Origin of the sequence: Paracoccus simplex, assembly GCF_042648325.1 — a bacterium.
In the GTDB taxonomy this organism is placed as follows: Bacteria; Pseudomonadota; Alphaproteobacteria; order Rhodobacterales; family Rhodobacteraceae; genus Paracoccus; species Paracoccus simplex.
The window spans coordinates 21,842-35,844 of record NZ_JBHRXE010000055.1; the positions used below are offsets into that span (position 1 = coordinate 21,842).

12 protein-coding genes are annotated in these 14,003 nt (G+C 64.3%); 2 read left to right on the top strand and 10 right to left on the bottom strand.

The window, feature by feature from the left end:
- Positions 1-629 precede the first annotated feature (629 nt).
- From ACFOMP_RS17580 to ACFOMP_RS17625, 10 genes are all read right to left on the bottom strand, one after another.
- Positions 630-1,175, bottom strand: a complete 546-nt coding sequence (locus tag ACFOMP_RS17580; RefSeq protein ID WP_019352766.1) for a GNAT family N-acetyltransferase — start codon at positions 1,173-1,175, stop codon at positions 630-632.
- Positions 1,176-1,288: 113 nt separating this feature from the next.
- Positions 1,289-1,561 carry a 50S ribosomal protein L27 gene (rpmA, locus tag ACFOMP_RS17585; protein WP_019352767.1) on the bottom strand — a complete coding sequence of 91 codons (273 nt, stop codon included), beginning with the start codon at positions 1,559-1,561 and terminating at the stop codon, positions 1,289-1,291.
- A gap of 19 nt (positions 1,562-1,580) precedes the next feature.
- Positions 1,581-2,003 carry a 50S ribosomal protein L21 gene (gene rplU / locus ACFOMP_RS17590; RefSeq protein ID WP_354670365.1) on the bottom strand — a complete coding sequence of 141 codons (423 nt, stop codon included), beginning with the start codon at positions 2,001-2,003 and terminating at the stop codon, positions 1,581-1,583.
- Between the two features lie 186 nt (positions 2,004-2,189).
- Positions 2,190-3,251 carry a CaiB/BaiF CoA transferase family protein gene (locus ACFOMP_RS17595; protein ID WP_379032943.1) on the bottom strand — a complete coding sequence of 354 codons (1,062 nt, stop codon included), beginning with the start codon at positions 3,249-3,251 and terminating at the stop codon, positions 2,190-2,192.
- 270 nt (positions 3,252-3,521) lie between these two features.
- Positions 3,522-5,231 (bottom strand): hypothetical protein, encoded by a 1,710-nt coding sequence (locus ACFOMP_RS17600; protein ID WP_379032946.1) that lies wholly within the window; start codon positions 5,229-5,231, stop codon positions 3,522-3,524.
- 93 nt (positions 5,232-5,324) lie between these two features.
- On the bottom strand, positions 5,325-6,596 hold the full coding sequence (locus ACFOMP_RS17605) for a glycosyltransferase (protein WP_379032949.1): 1,272 nt from the start codon (positions 6,594-6,596) through the stop codon (positions 5,325-5,327).
- Positions 6,593-8,152 (bottom strand): hypothetical protein, encoded by a 1,560-nt coding sequence (locus ACFOMP_RS17610; RefSeq protein ID WP_379032952.1) that lies wholly within the window; start codon positions 8,150-8,152, stop codon positions 6,593-6,595. The genes ACFOMP_RS17605 and ACFOMP_RS17610 overlap by 4 nt, the downstream gene beginning before the upstream one ends.
- A 55-nt stretch (positions 8,153-8,207) precedes the next feature.
- Positions 8,208-8,762, bottom strand: a complete 555-nt coding sequence (locus ACFOMP_RS17615; RefSeq protein ID WP_379032955.1) for a hypothetical protein — start codon at positions 8,760-8,762, stop codon at positions 8,208-8,210.
- Positions 8,759-11,434 (bottom strand): glycosyltransferase, encoded by a 2,676-nt coding sequence (locus ACFOMP_RS17620; protein ID WP_379032958.1) that lies wholly within the window; start codon positions 11,432-11,434, stop codon positions 8,759-8,761. Before ACFOMP_RS17620 ends, ACFOMP_RS17615 begins: the two co-directional genes overlap by 4 nt.
- Positions 11,431-12,591: a DUF6212 domain-containing protein gene (locus tag ACFOMP_RS17625; protein WP_379032961.1), complete on the bottom strand. Its 1,161-nt coding sequence runs from the start codon at positions 12,589-12,591 to the stop codon at positions 11,431-11,433. The genes ACFOMP_RS17620 and ACFOMP_RS17625 overlap by 4 nt, the downstream gene beginning before the upstream one ends.
- On the opposite strand from ACFOMP_RS17625, the gene ACFOMP_RS17630 reads away from it, so the two are divergent.
- Complete coding sequence (locus ACFOMP_RS17630; RefSeq protein ID WP_379032964.1) at positions 12,553-12,888, top strand: hypothetical protein; 336 nt, start codon at positions 12,553-12,555, stop codon at positions 12,886-12,888. The two genes, ACFOMP_RS17625 and ACFOMP_RS17630, sit on opposite strands and share 39 nt — an antisense overlap.
- 373 nt (positions 12,889-13,261) lie before the next feature.
- Entirely contained in the window at positions 13,262-13,993 is a 732-nt protein-coding gene (locus tag ACFOMP_RS17635; protein WP_379032967.1) for a sulfotransferase, read from the top strand.
- The last annotated feature ends 10 nt before the right edge of the window (positions 13,994-14,003 follow it).

Genomic DNA, 14,003 nt, shown 5'->3' on the forward strand with positions numbered 1-14,003 from the left:
TGCTGAAAAGTGCCCGAGTGTCTCGACCCGGCTCTGGGATCCGGGACACTCGCCCCGAAATGACTCAAAAAATATGAACGTCTGGACGAGTTGCAACAAATCGAAGAACCATTGCCTCCGCAGAACAGACTCGAAATCCTTTTTCAGCTGCCTGTTAAAAGGCGCTCCGCCTGCCGGTCGATAGCGCCGGCAACCAGCGCGAGGAGAAAACGAGTCCGAGTGCACGGCGTCCCAAGCGGCAGGATCCATCTCGGGCGGCGCTGAAGGACCGAGCCGCCGTCTCTCGATGCGCGTGCCGAGCCGGCATTCCATGCCCTTTGATTCTGTGCTTCTTCATGCCCTAGTCCCTCGGGCTTGGAAATCAGCACATGTCAGACCATAGCTGCCGCAGCCGACGCGTTCCGCAGGACAACCCCCGTCCCGGATGGGCCGCTTCAATGCCGCCGAAGGTTAACAGGACCGATCCTTCCGGGCGCACCGCTGCGATAAACGGATCGACCTGACGCGCGGACAGACATCGCCGAGGGGCTTCCAGCACCGCCCCTGCTTTATCGGGAAAGCCCACGGTTCCAAACAGCAAGGGCCCGCATGCAGGATGCGAGCCCTTGCGAACAGGACAGCCGAACCGCTCAGCCCATCTTGCGCAGGTAGGTCCAGGTCGGCACGCGGGCGTCGCGCGCCACCGACCAGCTTTCGGCATCGCCCAGATACTCGAAGCCGCAATTGGTCAGCACCCGGGCCGAGCCGGGATTGTCCTGGAACGCCTCGGCAAACAGCGTGCGCGAGCGATGCGGGTTCGCCTCGACCAGGGCCGAGACCGCCTCGGTGGCGAACCCGGTGTTCCAGAAACCCGCGCCAATCCAGAAGCCCAGTTCGGACTGTTCCTGGTCGATGCGGGTCAGAGAGACCACCCCCAGCAATTCCGCGAGCTTGTTGGCCGAACCGTCGATGGCCCAGACATCCTCGTCGCGATCCTCCGCCATGGCACGGCGGACATAGGATTCGGCCGCGCCGGGCGGCAAGGGGTGCGGGATCGAACGGGTTCCCTCGGCCACGCGGCGATCGGCGGTGTAATGCGCGATGAGCCCCGCATCAGACGCCCGAAGCGGGCGCAGCACGAAACGCTCCGTCACGATCTCGACCTGCCGCGCATCCGAGGCAATCAATTCGTTCATGTCACTGTTCTCCCCCAATTCACTCGAAATCATATGGGTGCGCTCTGCGGAAACGCGAAGGGGACCGGCCTGCGCCGATCCCCCATTTTTAGCACCCGAGTGTTAAAATCGGCTTACTCGGCGGCCTCGAGATTGGCGGGCAGCACGGCAATGTAGGTGCGGCCCTTGAGGCCCTTGCGGAAGGTCACCTGGCCGTCGGTCAGGGCGAACAGCGTATGGTCGCGGCCCATGCCGACGTTCTGGCCCGGCCACCAGGTGGTGCCGCGCTGGCGCACGATGATGTTGCCGGCGACGGCCTGCTGGCCGCCATAGAGTTTCACGCCGAGACGACGGCCGGCCGAATCGCGGCCGTTGCGGGACGAACCGCCTGCTTTCTTATGTGCCATGGCTCAGTCTCCTTCTGTCTCAGTTGGCGTCTGCGGCCGAGGCTTCGGCTTTCGACTTCTTGGCTTCCGCCGGTTGCGCTGCTGCCGCGAGCTTGGTGCGGGCACCGACGGCCGGTTTCACATCGGTCTTGTCGCCACCGTTTTCAAGCAGGTCGGTGATGCGGACCAGGGTCAGCTGCTGACGATGGCCGCGGGTGCGCTGCGAGGAATGCTTCCGGCGGCGCTTGACATAGGTGATGACCTTGTCGGCCTTGATGGTGTCGATGACTTCGGCCTGCACCGCGGCGCCGGCGACCAGCGGCGCGCCCACGGTGGCGCCGATCATCAGCACGTCGTTGAACTGGACCTTGTCGCCAGCTTCGGCGTTCAGCTTTTCGACGCGCAGCACGTCACCGGCCTGGACCCGGTACTGCTTGCCGCCCGTCTTCAGAACTGCGAACATTCCGTCTTTCCTTGTTCTGCCGCGTCCTTCGGCCCCGCATCGCGGATGTTGATGGGGTCGGCCCCCGCCTTCGGACAGCGCACCCTTGTGGGTGAGGTTCAAAATAACATGCCGGCAACGGACATGTGCCCGGCCGGTCGCGGGTATATCGCGGATTCGGCCGGTCAAGTCAACAGGAATGCCGCCTCAGCGCCACAGATCCCGCGCCTCCTCCTCGGAGAGCTGGCGCCCCGGCCCCAACCGGCCCGGCGTGTGCGACAGAAGCGGCGCCGGCCGCGGCTCGGAGCCCGAGAACACCGCCCGGGCGCGGTTGTGCGGATGCCGCGGCGCCTCGTCGATCGCCAGCACAGGCGCGGCGCAGGCATCCGTGCCCTCCAGCGCCGCCGCCCAGTCGTCGCGGCTGCGGGTGGCGATGCGTTCCGCCAGCCGCGCCCGCAGCACCGGCCAGTTCGCCGGATCGGCGCGGTCGGGCAGATCGGCCGCAGAAAGGCCCAGGCGCCGGATCAGCTCGGCCCAGAATTGCGGCTCGATGGCGGCAACCGCCAGGAAGCCGCCGCAGGCACAAGGATAGCAGGCGTAATAGGGCGCGCCGCCGTCCAGCAGGTTCGCCTGCCGCGCATCCTGCCAGATGCCGGCCGCCCGCATCCCCGAGATCATCGCCATCAGATGCGCCACCCCGTCCGAGATCGCCGCATCCACTACTTGCCCCTGCCCGGTCTCGCGTGCCGCGAGAATCGCCGCCAGCATGCCGGCGACCAGATACATCGAGCCGGCGGCAAAGTCGCCCACCAGATTCAGCGGCGGCACCGGATGCGTGGCCGGGCCGATGGCATGCAGCGCCCCGGTGATGGCGATATAGGTCAGGTCATGGCCGGCGGAATGCGCCAGCGGCCCGCCCTGCCCCCAGCCGGTCATGCGGCCATAGACCAGCCGCGGGTTGTCGGGAAAATCCTGCGGTCCGAGACCCAGCCGCTCCATCACCCCCGGCCGCATCCCCTCGATGAGCGCATCGGCGCGCTGGATCAGGTCGCGGGCCAGGTCGCGCCCTGCGGGCGATTTCACGTCCAGTTCCAGCCAGTCGCGGCCGCGGTCCAGCACGTCGCGCTCGAGTCCGAAGATATGCCGGGCGCCGGGGCGGGTAATGCGCAGCACCCGCGCGCCGTGGTCGGCGAGCCACATGGCCGAGAAGGGCGTCGGGCCAAGGCCTGCGATCTCGACAATGCGCAGGCCGGAAAGCGCGCCGCTCATGCGACGCTCGGGAAGGAATGGGCCGAGGCAGTGAATCTTGGCATGAGCGAGCAACGCGTTGAGGTCATGCGGCCAGGGCGCCGCCGGGACAGTCCGGGCGACGGTGGGTCAGATTTTCCGGGAAGGCAAGCGCGACCTGCAACGCGGGTGAGAAAGGCGGGCCAGCCGGGACTGGTCCCCCGTGGCGCGCCACGAAGCAAGCGCGCCATACAGGTCTGTTCAGAGCCGAGGGCGTAAGCGGTGTGATGCATGCATGTGGGGCCCGCCCGGCTACGACCTCAACGCCGCTATAATACGGTTCTTTATATCCATGAGTTGCGGGCCGGGGAGTTTAGCCCTGTTCAGTATAAGGAATGCATCCTGTATATCTCTTGGGACTGCCTCATTGGCCCTCTCTGGCTTCACAAGGTTGAATTTCACGTCTTCTGACAGCCCCACCCAGTTGAAGAAAGAATCCCCGAGTCCAAAATCGGTCGAACGGTCCGCCGCCATGTCGACGTATTGAAATGTTTCATCTCCAAGCTCATCAACGATCCGAGCGCTAAGCTGATCAAGATTTTCATCAAAATCCAGCTTCAGAAGAAACTGGCTGTAATCTATGTCGAGATGATGATTCTTGACAGCCTCGGCATAAACACTCTCCAGCCACTTCATGCGGGGACGAGTATAAGCGAAGAATTTAACCGTCCTGTTCGGAAAAGCCTGCATCGCGACACTCATGACGGATTCCGCGCGGTCATACAGTTTATAATAACCATGACGCCCTGGAATAAACCCGAACATTTCCTCGTCGGATATTATGATAGATTTCTCTGACGCAATGCTGTCTATTTCTTGAAACTGATGCCGTATAGCGGCCAAAGCCTCATCGTCACCCTTCCGCTTCGAGAAAAAATCCTGACAGGCACTCCGAAGAGGTTTACTATTGTCACTCCTCTGATTAACTATGAGATAATCGGCAAGAGTGGTTTCATTTCTTTTTAGAAGTGCTTGGATGTACGTGGTGCCAGTCTTGTGAAAACCGATATGGATGAATACCGGAGGCTTCATTGCTTGCTCACTCCTCATAGCACCATAGCCGACAGCAAACTCCTCTGAAGCTTCTCCGCTCCAGTCTCGCCAAGCATTTTCACCAAAGCTCTCAATTATGAATTCTTTCTTGCTCTGATAAAGGCGCGCGTGTTTTCTGCGCATCTTATCAAACTTCCATGCAGCCCCGTGCTTATCCCTGACCGGGTGCAGAACCCTGTCCTTGCGACTATCCAGAAACGCTTCCTCTGGCATAACGGGAAACTCCGAATGGAACGTCTCTCCATTGAGTGATCCCGCAGGCGCCACTCCTTCCATTGCACGGCACCTAAACCCTCCCTCAGAAAGAACACTGGATACGAACGCTTCGTCGTTCGGAATTTTATCGATATCCCGTGAGATAATGCCTCTTTCCTCGAAATTTTCGGAAAAATTGCTTTTTCTCTTGATGAACAGATACTCCACCGCCCGCCGGGAGGTCCGGGTGATAGGGAAAAGACAACCCCTTACCTGTCCCGACCCCACAAAGCCTTCCATTGAACTATACCAATACCATTGCTTTCCGCGCCTTCCAAAGGTAGGAGCAATGAAGTCAGCGCCGCAAGACTCAAAGGGAGCAAAAAAATCCGATATATTGCTGAACGTGAACATCACATCGTTCTCAATCAGCCAGAAGTACTCATATTCTTGCGACATTCTTTGCGCCGCAGCATACAAGAAATAGTCCCCGCATCGCCAGCCTACTTTTGGAAAGCTGGGAAGAGAAAGATCATTCAGAAGCGCGGAATCCAAAAGAATGACATTGCTGGCAGCCTCTGCCACACGAGCATTGTTGACAAGGCTCTCTACAATAAAGAAAACATTTTCACCAAAGTAACCCTTAAGGGACTTCTTTAGTGCAAGTTCGGTCTCTGTCACAGAGTTGCAGCGTATCAATGCGGCTGATTTCATAGGACTCATATCGTTTCAATCGTGTCGCATGAGGGGATGATGTTTCTTGGCTAGAACAAAAAAGAAGAAGTGAAGCACCTACCATTTGGCGGCTCATCCTGACCTTGCCTTGACTTCCGGCCGAGAACGGGAAAGCCCCGGGTTTTTGGCACTTACTTCCAACCATGCCTCCACATACCCCTCAAGTCCAAGCGGTGGTAGAACACGCGACTTGTAAGCAAGAAGCATATCCGGCCGACCATGCACCGACAGGATCGCATCGGCCAATGCCACGGGATCGCCGGCGCGGAACTGCACGCCCCAGCCCTCGGTCTTTTCGGCCATGCCGCCGATATCCGACGCGATCATCGGGGTGCCGGCAGCGCGGGCTTCCTGAATCACCACCGGCGAATTCTCCCACCAGATCGACGGGATGATGATCCAGCCATAGCCCCGCATGATCTCCACGCAGTCCTGCGGGCGATAGCTGCCGCGGAAATGGACACAGTCGGGGACCTCCAGATCGGGCCAGATGCGGGCAAAGCCCTCCTTGTCCACACCGTGGATCTCGAGGCTGAGCGGCATGTCGAACGCCTCCTTGCGCGCCTCGATCAGCGAAGCGGCGCGGATCAGCACATCAAGGCCCTTGGTCGGCGTGGCCTGTCCGAAAAAGGCGAAGCGGCCGGACTTGGTCAGAAGCTCGGCCTCTGTCTCGGGCCGGAAACCGGTCGGATAGGCCAGGCCGTTCTCGATCACCGCGATCCGGCCCGGGGGCAAGCCCCAGTCCTCGAAGCGCCGGCGCAGGAACTCGCTGGGCGAAAGCAGGTGGTCGAACAGGTCGAGCAGCTCGCGCATCCGAGTCTGGCGCAGCACGAAATCGATCGGCGGCCGCGCGATGCAGGCGGCGCAGGCGACTTCGCTGGCGGCATGGCAAAGCTCGCCCGAGCGTTTCACCATCTGGCCGTGATTGGCGCAGATTGCCGTTAATTCGTGCAGGGTGCAGATGAATTTCGCCTGCGGCAGAGCGGCGCGCAGCCGGCGGATGGTGCCGGCGCCGATGTTCCAGAAATGGTGGAAGTGATAGACATCGCCCTGCAGGGCCAGCAGGAACTCGAAGATCCAGTCCTCGTCCCGGATCTCGGCATGTTCCATGGTAAAGGCATCCATGCCGCGGCCGCGCAGGCAGAAGTCGCGCGGGCCGAAGCTGATGACCTGCTGGCTGGGGCCGAAATACCGGGCGCTGTCCTCGGGGCCGATGGTCGAGCCGATGAAGAACACGTCCTCGCCCAGCGAAAGCAGGTGCTGGAACTGGCGATAGGCCGCCACCTCGCCGCCGCCGTAGCGCAGGTTCGGATGCGAATGGGATACGATGACCGTGCGGCTCATGCGTAGGCCTCCTCGACCATTTGGCGGCTCTCGGCATCGAAGGAATGCCAGTCGCGGCCGTCGGCGAGGCTTTGGCAATGCGGGCCGGACTTGCCCTCGAAATAACGATGCATGTCGGTCCGGCCCGCCATGGCGGCGCCCTGCCGGATCAGCGCCTCGGCCAGCAGCCGGACCCGCGCCTCTTCAGTCAGGAAGCAGCCGGGGAGCTGATCCAGCAGCGCAAAGAAGGGCGCGGCCGGCATCGACAGCACGAAGGGCAACAGATCGCGGGCAAGACGCGCGGCCTGCGCGGCGGGGGCGGCCATCACCGTACCGATCGGGTCCAGCATGGTGACGCGCGGATCGCGGAAATCGGCAAAGGCCGGATCGGCGGCGAACTGGAACAATGTCGAACTGCGCGCGAAGACCACCCATTCGGGCATCGCCTCGGGCCGGGCGATGCGCAGCGATACGTCCTGCAGCAGCAGCCCGGCCCCGATCTCGCGCGCGGCGCCATCAATGGCATTCTGCAATACGGGCGTCAGCCGCGGACGCAAAAGCTGCAGCCGCAGGCGATCAGGAAGATGGGGGCCGATGCGACGCAGGACATCGCGCAGGTCGCTGTCGGCCAGATCGTGGTCGAGGATCAGCAGGATATCGTCGCCATCCCGCCCTTTCCCGGCGGGCTCGGACACGCGGGGCGTGGGCAGCACGCCCGGCAGCATTGCGCGGCGAAGCCGGCTGCGATCCGCGATGTCGTCGAGGCCAAGGGCCGCCACGGTGACATGCTGGGCCAGGTCGGCCGCCGCGACGGGTTCGACCGGGACCATGACGCCGGGCAGGAAGTCCTCGCCCGGGATCATCAGCAGCAGGCGTGCCGGGTTCGACGAGGCGCCGGGCAGACGCCAGCCGCCGCAATAGCCGTCATGGCCGGTGAAACGATAGCGCGACGCATAGCCCGCCAGATCGGCCCGTGCCATGCTGGCGGGAAGCAGGTCGACGGGAACGACCGTCTCGTCGCCGACCGCCAGGGCGCAAAGCGGCTCGGTCCTGGTCTGGGCCGGCATGTACCAGCCGATGACCGCGCCCTGTCCGGCGGCGGTCATCTGGCAGCGGTCGACGGCCAGGACGTGATTTTCGGTTTCGGACGCGGCCGAGGGCGCCATGCGCAGGCGCGCGCAGATCTCGCGTCCGACCCGCTCATCCGACAGGATCAGCCGCCGCTGGGCGATCAGCCGCAGCAGCGCGAAGAACACCTCGTCCACCCCGATCTCGACCAGCCGCCGCGCATCCTCGACCAGGCGCTGGTCGCGGATCTCGTTGAACTCGTTGCCTTCACCCAGATGGATCGTCGCGTGCGCGGCATCTCCGCCCAGGGCGGACAGATCGAAAAGCGCGATCACCCCCATGGGCTCGTTGCTGCGCAGGTCACGGCGCACATGGCGCGTCACCGCGACAGGGGACAGCACGGCGTCATCGACATGCAGGCGCAGTTCCGGTCGCGGCTGGGTGGTCCAGCCCGCGACCGCAACGATGCCGGCATCGTCCAGGAAGCAGAAATCCAGATTCATCTGCATGGCTGGCAGTCTTTCGGCAGGCAGAGGAGCTTCGTCGCCATCGGCATGGGCACGGTCAGGTCAGGGTGATGGCAAGGCGGTCGATGATCAACCGGGCCGCCGGATGGCGCAGGTGGATGATCACCCGCCGGGCGGTCACGTCCTCGGCAAGCTCCGGCAGCGCCAGCTTGCAGACCGCGACGCCGCCGACGGAAAGATGGCATTCCCGGTGGCCGGTATCCCGCACGGCGCCGCCGTCCAGGAACTCCCGCAAGAAGACATCGGCGATGACGGGCCGATCCGCGGAAAGCTGCATCTCGACATAGCAGGAATCGGTGATGACCTCGCCGGCAAGCGTGCCCTCCAGCGTCAGCCAGTCAGCGCTGCTGCAGCGCAGTTCAACGCCGGAGCCGTTCTCGGCCGCCAGCAATTCGGCGCGGCCGCTGACCGGCAGGCACGCCCCGAAGAACGAGGTCACGTCGTTGTATCCGCCGCCCAAGGCCAGGCGGGGACGACCGATCAGCCCGTTCCGCGCCTCGCCCACCAGATCCAGCCGGGTCGATTGCAATGCTTCCAGAATATCTGCCGCCGCGCAGAAATTGCGCATCGCTGCTTCATAGAGAGTCGTCACATCTTGCTCCTGAACACATCAAACTGTCTCTTCCCCCTACCCTCGGCGGCCGGCTCCCCCTCCCGCCGCTTCAGCCATGCCAGCAGGGGCGCGACGGTCAGCGACCAGTCGCGGGCCATGCGGGCGGCATTCTCCGAGATCCGCGTCAAAAGCGCCCGGTCCTTGTCCAGGGCGGCGATCATGGTGACGAAACTGTCCTCGCAACCGGCCTCGGGCAGAATAAAGCCCGTGCTGCCGTGCTGGATCGCCTCGTCCATGGCGCCGACATTGGTGGCCAGCACCACCACGCCGCAGCGCTGCGCCTCGAGCACGGAAAGCGGCAGGCCCTCGTAATGCGAGGGCAGGATCATCACGTCCGTGTCGGCCAGCAAGCGGGTCAGCGCCTCGGGGCCGCGCACCGGACCCAGCATCCGGGTGCGGCGCGGGAACGAGAAATCGGCCTCGGCGGTGTCGACGACCGAGCCGCCGGCAATGGTCAGGCTGATCTGCGGCGCGCGCAGCGCCAGGGCATGATAGATCGCCGCCAGGCGGTGAACGCCCTTCTGCGGGTCCAGCCGGCCCATGAACAGCACCCGCAGCGGCGCGGCGGGATCGCGCCGCGCGCGCTCGTCCATCACCTTGCGGGCGGCCCCGGCAGAGAGCGGATAGCCCGGCGCGTTCACCACCGCCATCAGCTTCTCGCGCGGGATGCCGTGACCGTGCATCCAGACCCGCAGCGCCTCGGAACAGGTCAGGACCAGGTCATAGGCGTATTCATAGGCAAGGGCCAGCTTGGGCGGGCCATAGCTGCGGCCATAGGCGCTGCGCTCCAGCAGGTGCTCGTGGTCGATCATGGTGATGCCGCGCCGGCGCAGGTGGTCGGCCACCTTGTGCAGCGCGCCGGAATGGGCGTTGATCACCACATCCATCGAGGACAGCAGCCCCATCAGGTCGGCTTTTTCGTGCCAGTTGCCCCAGCTCGGCTCGGCGGTGCCCAGGAACTCGGTCCCGGTCCAGTCGATGGCGCTGGGATCGGGCATCCAGTTCACCGTGGCGAAAGCCTGCAGCGCCCAGCTGTCGGGATGGATCGGCCGGTCGCTGACCGCGACCAGGTGACAGCGGAAGCCGTTCTGCGCCAGCTCGCGCGCCATCGAGGCCACGACCTTCTCGACGCCGCCGAAATCGAAGATCGGCAGGACGAAGGCAAGGTCGCGCTTGCCCGGCTGCTTCAGCAGCGGAAACACCACACCCCCGCCCGAGATCTTGCGGGGGATCTGGACGGCCATGCCGCGGTCCACCGCGCCGCCCTGTTCCCGCCATTCCCAGCGCTGCCCCAGGGCGGCGCGGAAGCGGCTGCGGCTCAGCTGCAGGATGAAGCTGCGCAGCAGCTCCAGCCCGCTGGCGGATTTCTGGTCCAGCCGGGTCATGCGCTCCAGCGCCATCGCCCAGCTCCGCACCCGGAACCGCGAGGGCAGCTGGTCGATGCAGCGCAGCGCATCCTCGTCCAAGCCCATGACCAGGTCATGCACCGCCGTCAGGTCGATCACCACCCCGTCCGCCAGCCGGTCGGGATTGTCGAAATCATTGCTGATCCGATGGCCGCTGGACGAGGGATCCAGATAGAACAGGTCGAATTGCGGCCGCTCCTCGGCCCGGGCCCAGCGGCGCTCGGCATTCCAGAAGAAACTGTGCAGCAGCCGGTGATCCAGCAACCGCGCCGAGACCCCCTCGCGCAGGAACACCAGATAGGCCGGGGCATGGTTGGCGAAAGGCTCGGCGAAATGCGCCATGATCTGGCGCTCCAGCTCCTGCAAGGTGATTTCGCGGCTCTGGCCGGGATCGGTCTGCACGCGGACCGTGTTCCCCTGGCCCTCGACGACCGCGAAGCGCGGGAAGCGCGCCGCCTCGAGTTCCAGCAGCTTCGGAGTGTTGAAAAGCCAGTTGTGCTTCTGTTCCAGATAGCGGCGCAGCTCGGCATCGGCATCATGCGAATTGCTCAGCATGCTGACGGGACGCTTGCGATAAAGCAGCAGGGGCTGGGCGGCGGATTGCCCCCTGAACCCGACCTTGGCGGCCGACAGCCAGAAGTCCCAATCCTCGTAGCCGCGCCTCATGCCCTCGTCGAAACGGATGCCGGCCTCGAAGACCCGGCGGCGGATCAGGCTGCCGGCCTCGCAGATGTTGATCTGGGCGTGAAACAACAGCTCGTGCCGGCGATCGGTGATGTAATGGCCGGCCTGTCCGAAGAAGTCGAAATCGGGATAGAACCAGTCGGCTTGCGGTTGGGTCTCGATCAGCCGGCGCATGGTGGCGCCGGCGCCCGGCGCCAGAATATTGTCGGCATCCAGCAGGAAGATGCCCTCGAGCTGCGGATCGGCCTTCAGCGCGGCGTCGATGCCGCGATTGCGCGCCGCGCTCAGCCCGCCATTGCGGCACGACAGCACCTGCATGCTGTCGCCCAGAAGCGTCTGCCAGGCCGTCAGGCTTTCCGACGTCTCGGCATAGCTGCAACCGTCATTGACCGCGATCAGGCGCTGGATCGTGCCCGCCTCGATCTCGCGCTGCACCGAGGCGATGGCATCGTCCAGCAGAACCGGGTGCCCCTTGATGGGGATGACGACGCTGATCGACCGGCTGCCGCCTTGTGCCGCCGCGGCGCTGACCGAGGAAAACACCCGCGGGCCCCGGCTCATGCCGACACCTCGTAGCCTCGTGCGACGTCCGGCCGGTTGGCCGCGGCGGCTGTCGCCCCGCGCGAGAAGCGGAAGCCCCGGAACAGCCCCCAGCTCAGATCGTTCGGCATATCGGTCGCCAGCGAGGCAGCCAGCAGGATATCGGCCTTGCCGGTAATCGGCTCCGCCGGAATGCAATGCACCTGTCCCCAGCCCTGCGCCGGCATGCCGGTCATCCACGGCCCGATGCGGCGCTGCCAGAATCCATCCTCGTCCACCAGCCCATGCGGCGCCACGCCGACCGCGAAATTCAGGCTGGGAGCACGCACATGACCCACGGTGACCAGGGCCGAGACATGCGACAGGCCGGCCAGATCGACGCCGCGGATGATCGCGCAGGCCGGGCCGCTGCGCGACGGATGCACCAGAATGGCATCCTCCCTTTCCCAGAAGGCCGTCGATACATGGTCGGTCACCACGGGCGGCTGGGCGAAAAGCTCGGGGCTCGGCAGGCTGGACGGCGCGATGAACTCCGCCTCGTGGATCGAGGCGGCGCTGCCGCTGGACAGGGCCGGCGTGCAGGCGGGCAGCCGGACGCCGCCCAAGGACTGCCAGGCCCGCATGGCCAGGGTCTCGGCGGGGGCGGTTCCGGTGTCCGGGGTGGCGCGGAAGCGCGGGTCGGGAACCGGCTGGCCAAGGCCCAGCGTGATGCTGCCCGGACCCGTCCAGGTCAGCTTCAGCCGGCAATCCCGGCCGATTCCGGCGATCGGTTCGGCCAGGCAGAACCGCATCCAGCCGGTTTCCAGTCCCATGTCCGGGCTGACCGCCCGCAGCGGATAGGCCAGCCCGGCGGCATCCTCGACCGCCAGGGTCAGGCCGGCGATCACCGGCAGCACCACCTGCGGGAACCACAGGTCGATCGCCGTCAGGCTGACCGCGTTGATCGGCAGGTTCTGCACCACCGTCTGTCCGCTGGACAGCGCCAGCAGCGCACCCGTGGGCTGCCAACTGAGGGCGTTCGACAGTTGCGGGTTGCCAAGGCTGTAAAGCAGGTTCTCGATGTCGCGCAATCGGGTCTTGATGCCGATGCTTTCCGAGCGAAGCTGCGCCGCCACCGCCCGCGCCTCGCCGATCTGGCGATGCGAGGCGGCGATCTCGCCCAGCAGCAGCCGGATCATCTCGGCGCGGCCGGCATCGGGATGGCGCGGATCCAGCTCGATCAGGGCCAGCCGTGCATGCGGGCTGCCGGCCAGCGCCGTACGCAGCTCCTCGGCGTGGCCGGCCAGGGCGATCGCGGCGAGAAACGGGCGATCGACGGGATAATCGGATCCGATCCCATCCTTCCCAAATCCCAGCGCTTCAATTTCAACGTTTTCGGGCAGAAGTCCGCGCGCAAGTTGCTGCACGCGTCCATCGACGATGAACGAGGTCATGGTGCACTCTATTTTTTTAAAGCCAAACCGGAGCTGACCTGATCCCCCGGACAGGGGGCTGCAGTTGCTATTTACTCTTCAACTCGCGACAGAGGCATGACAAAGGCCAACACCTTTTGGCAGTGCGATACCGGCTTTTAACCTGACGAAAAGAACAGGTTCAGTCCTAGCGTCAAAGTTGTAGTAGCGCTAGTAGGATCAGCGCCTGGAAGAGTAAATTTTAGGCAACGACCTGCGATTAAAGCAGAAATTTCCTCTGCTGCACGGCAAGGCTGCAAAAGACGATTCGCGCGCGGGGTTCTCCGCCCCGGTCGGGCGCAACCACAGCCGCCGGGTCGACACAGGGCGGCGGCAGGCTTTACCCCTTGCCCCATGCCGGGTTAAGGCTGGCGCAAACCGAGAAGGGCCGGTCCGGATGCCAACCTATCGCCATCTTTTCGCCCCTCGGGACGGCTATGTCTTCGTCGTGACCTATGGCCGTTCGGGCTCGACCCTGACCCAGAGCCTGCTGAACGCGATTCCGGGCTATGCCATCCGCGGCGAGAACGCGAATCTGACGCATCTTTTCGCCAAGGCCATCCATCTGGTGCGCGAGCACGAGATGTTCCGCTGGCGCCGCGAGGATCTCGGGAAGCCACGTGCCGAGCGGCGGCCTTACCTGCAGCCGATCCTCGGCAAGCCCTGGGATCCCTGGGCCGGAGCGGAAAAGGTGAACCCCGACCAGTTCAGCCTGGCGCTGATGGATCTGTTCGTGCGCCAGATGCTGCGCCCGCCCAAGGATTGCCGGGTCTGCGGCTTCAAGGAAATCCGATTCCACGAAGATCCGAGCTTCTTTCGCCACCATCTTGACATCATGCGGGCGGCGTTTCCCAAGACGCGTTTCCTGTTCCAGCGCCGCAACCACGAGGCGGTCGCCAGGTCCAGCTGGTGGGCCAAGCAGCCGCGGGAACAGGTCTTTTCCCAGCTGCGGCTGGCCGAGCGGCTGTTCGCGGATTATATCGCCGAGCATCCCGATTGCACGATGATGCTGGATTACGAAAGACTGGTCTCGGACCCCGAGCATATCCGCGCGATGCACGATTTCCTGGGCGAGCCGATGGATCCCGCTGCGGTCAAGGCCGTGCTGGCACGCAGCCTGAAGCACTAGGGGCGTCTTG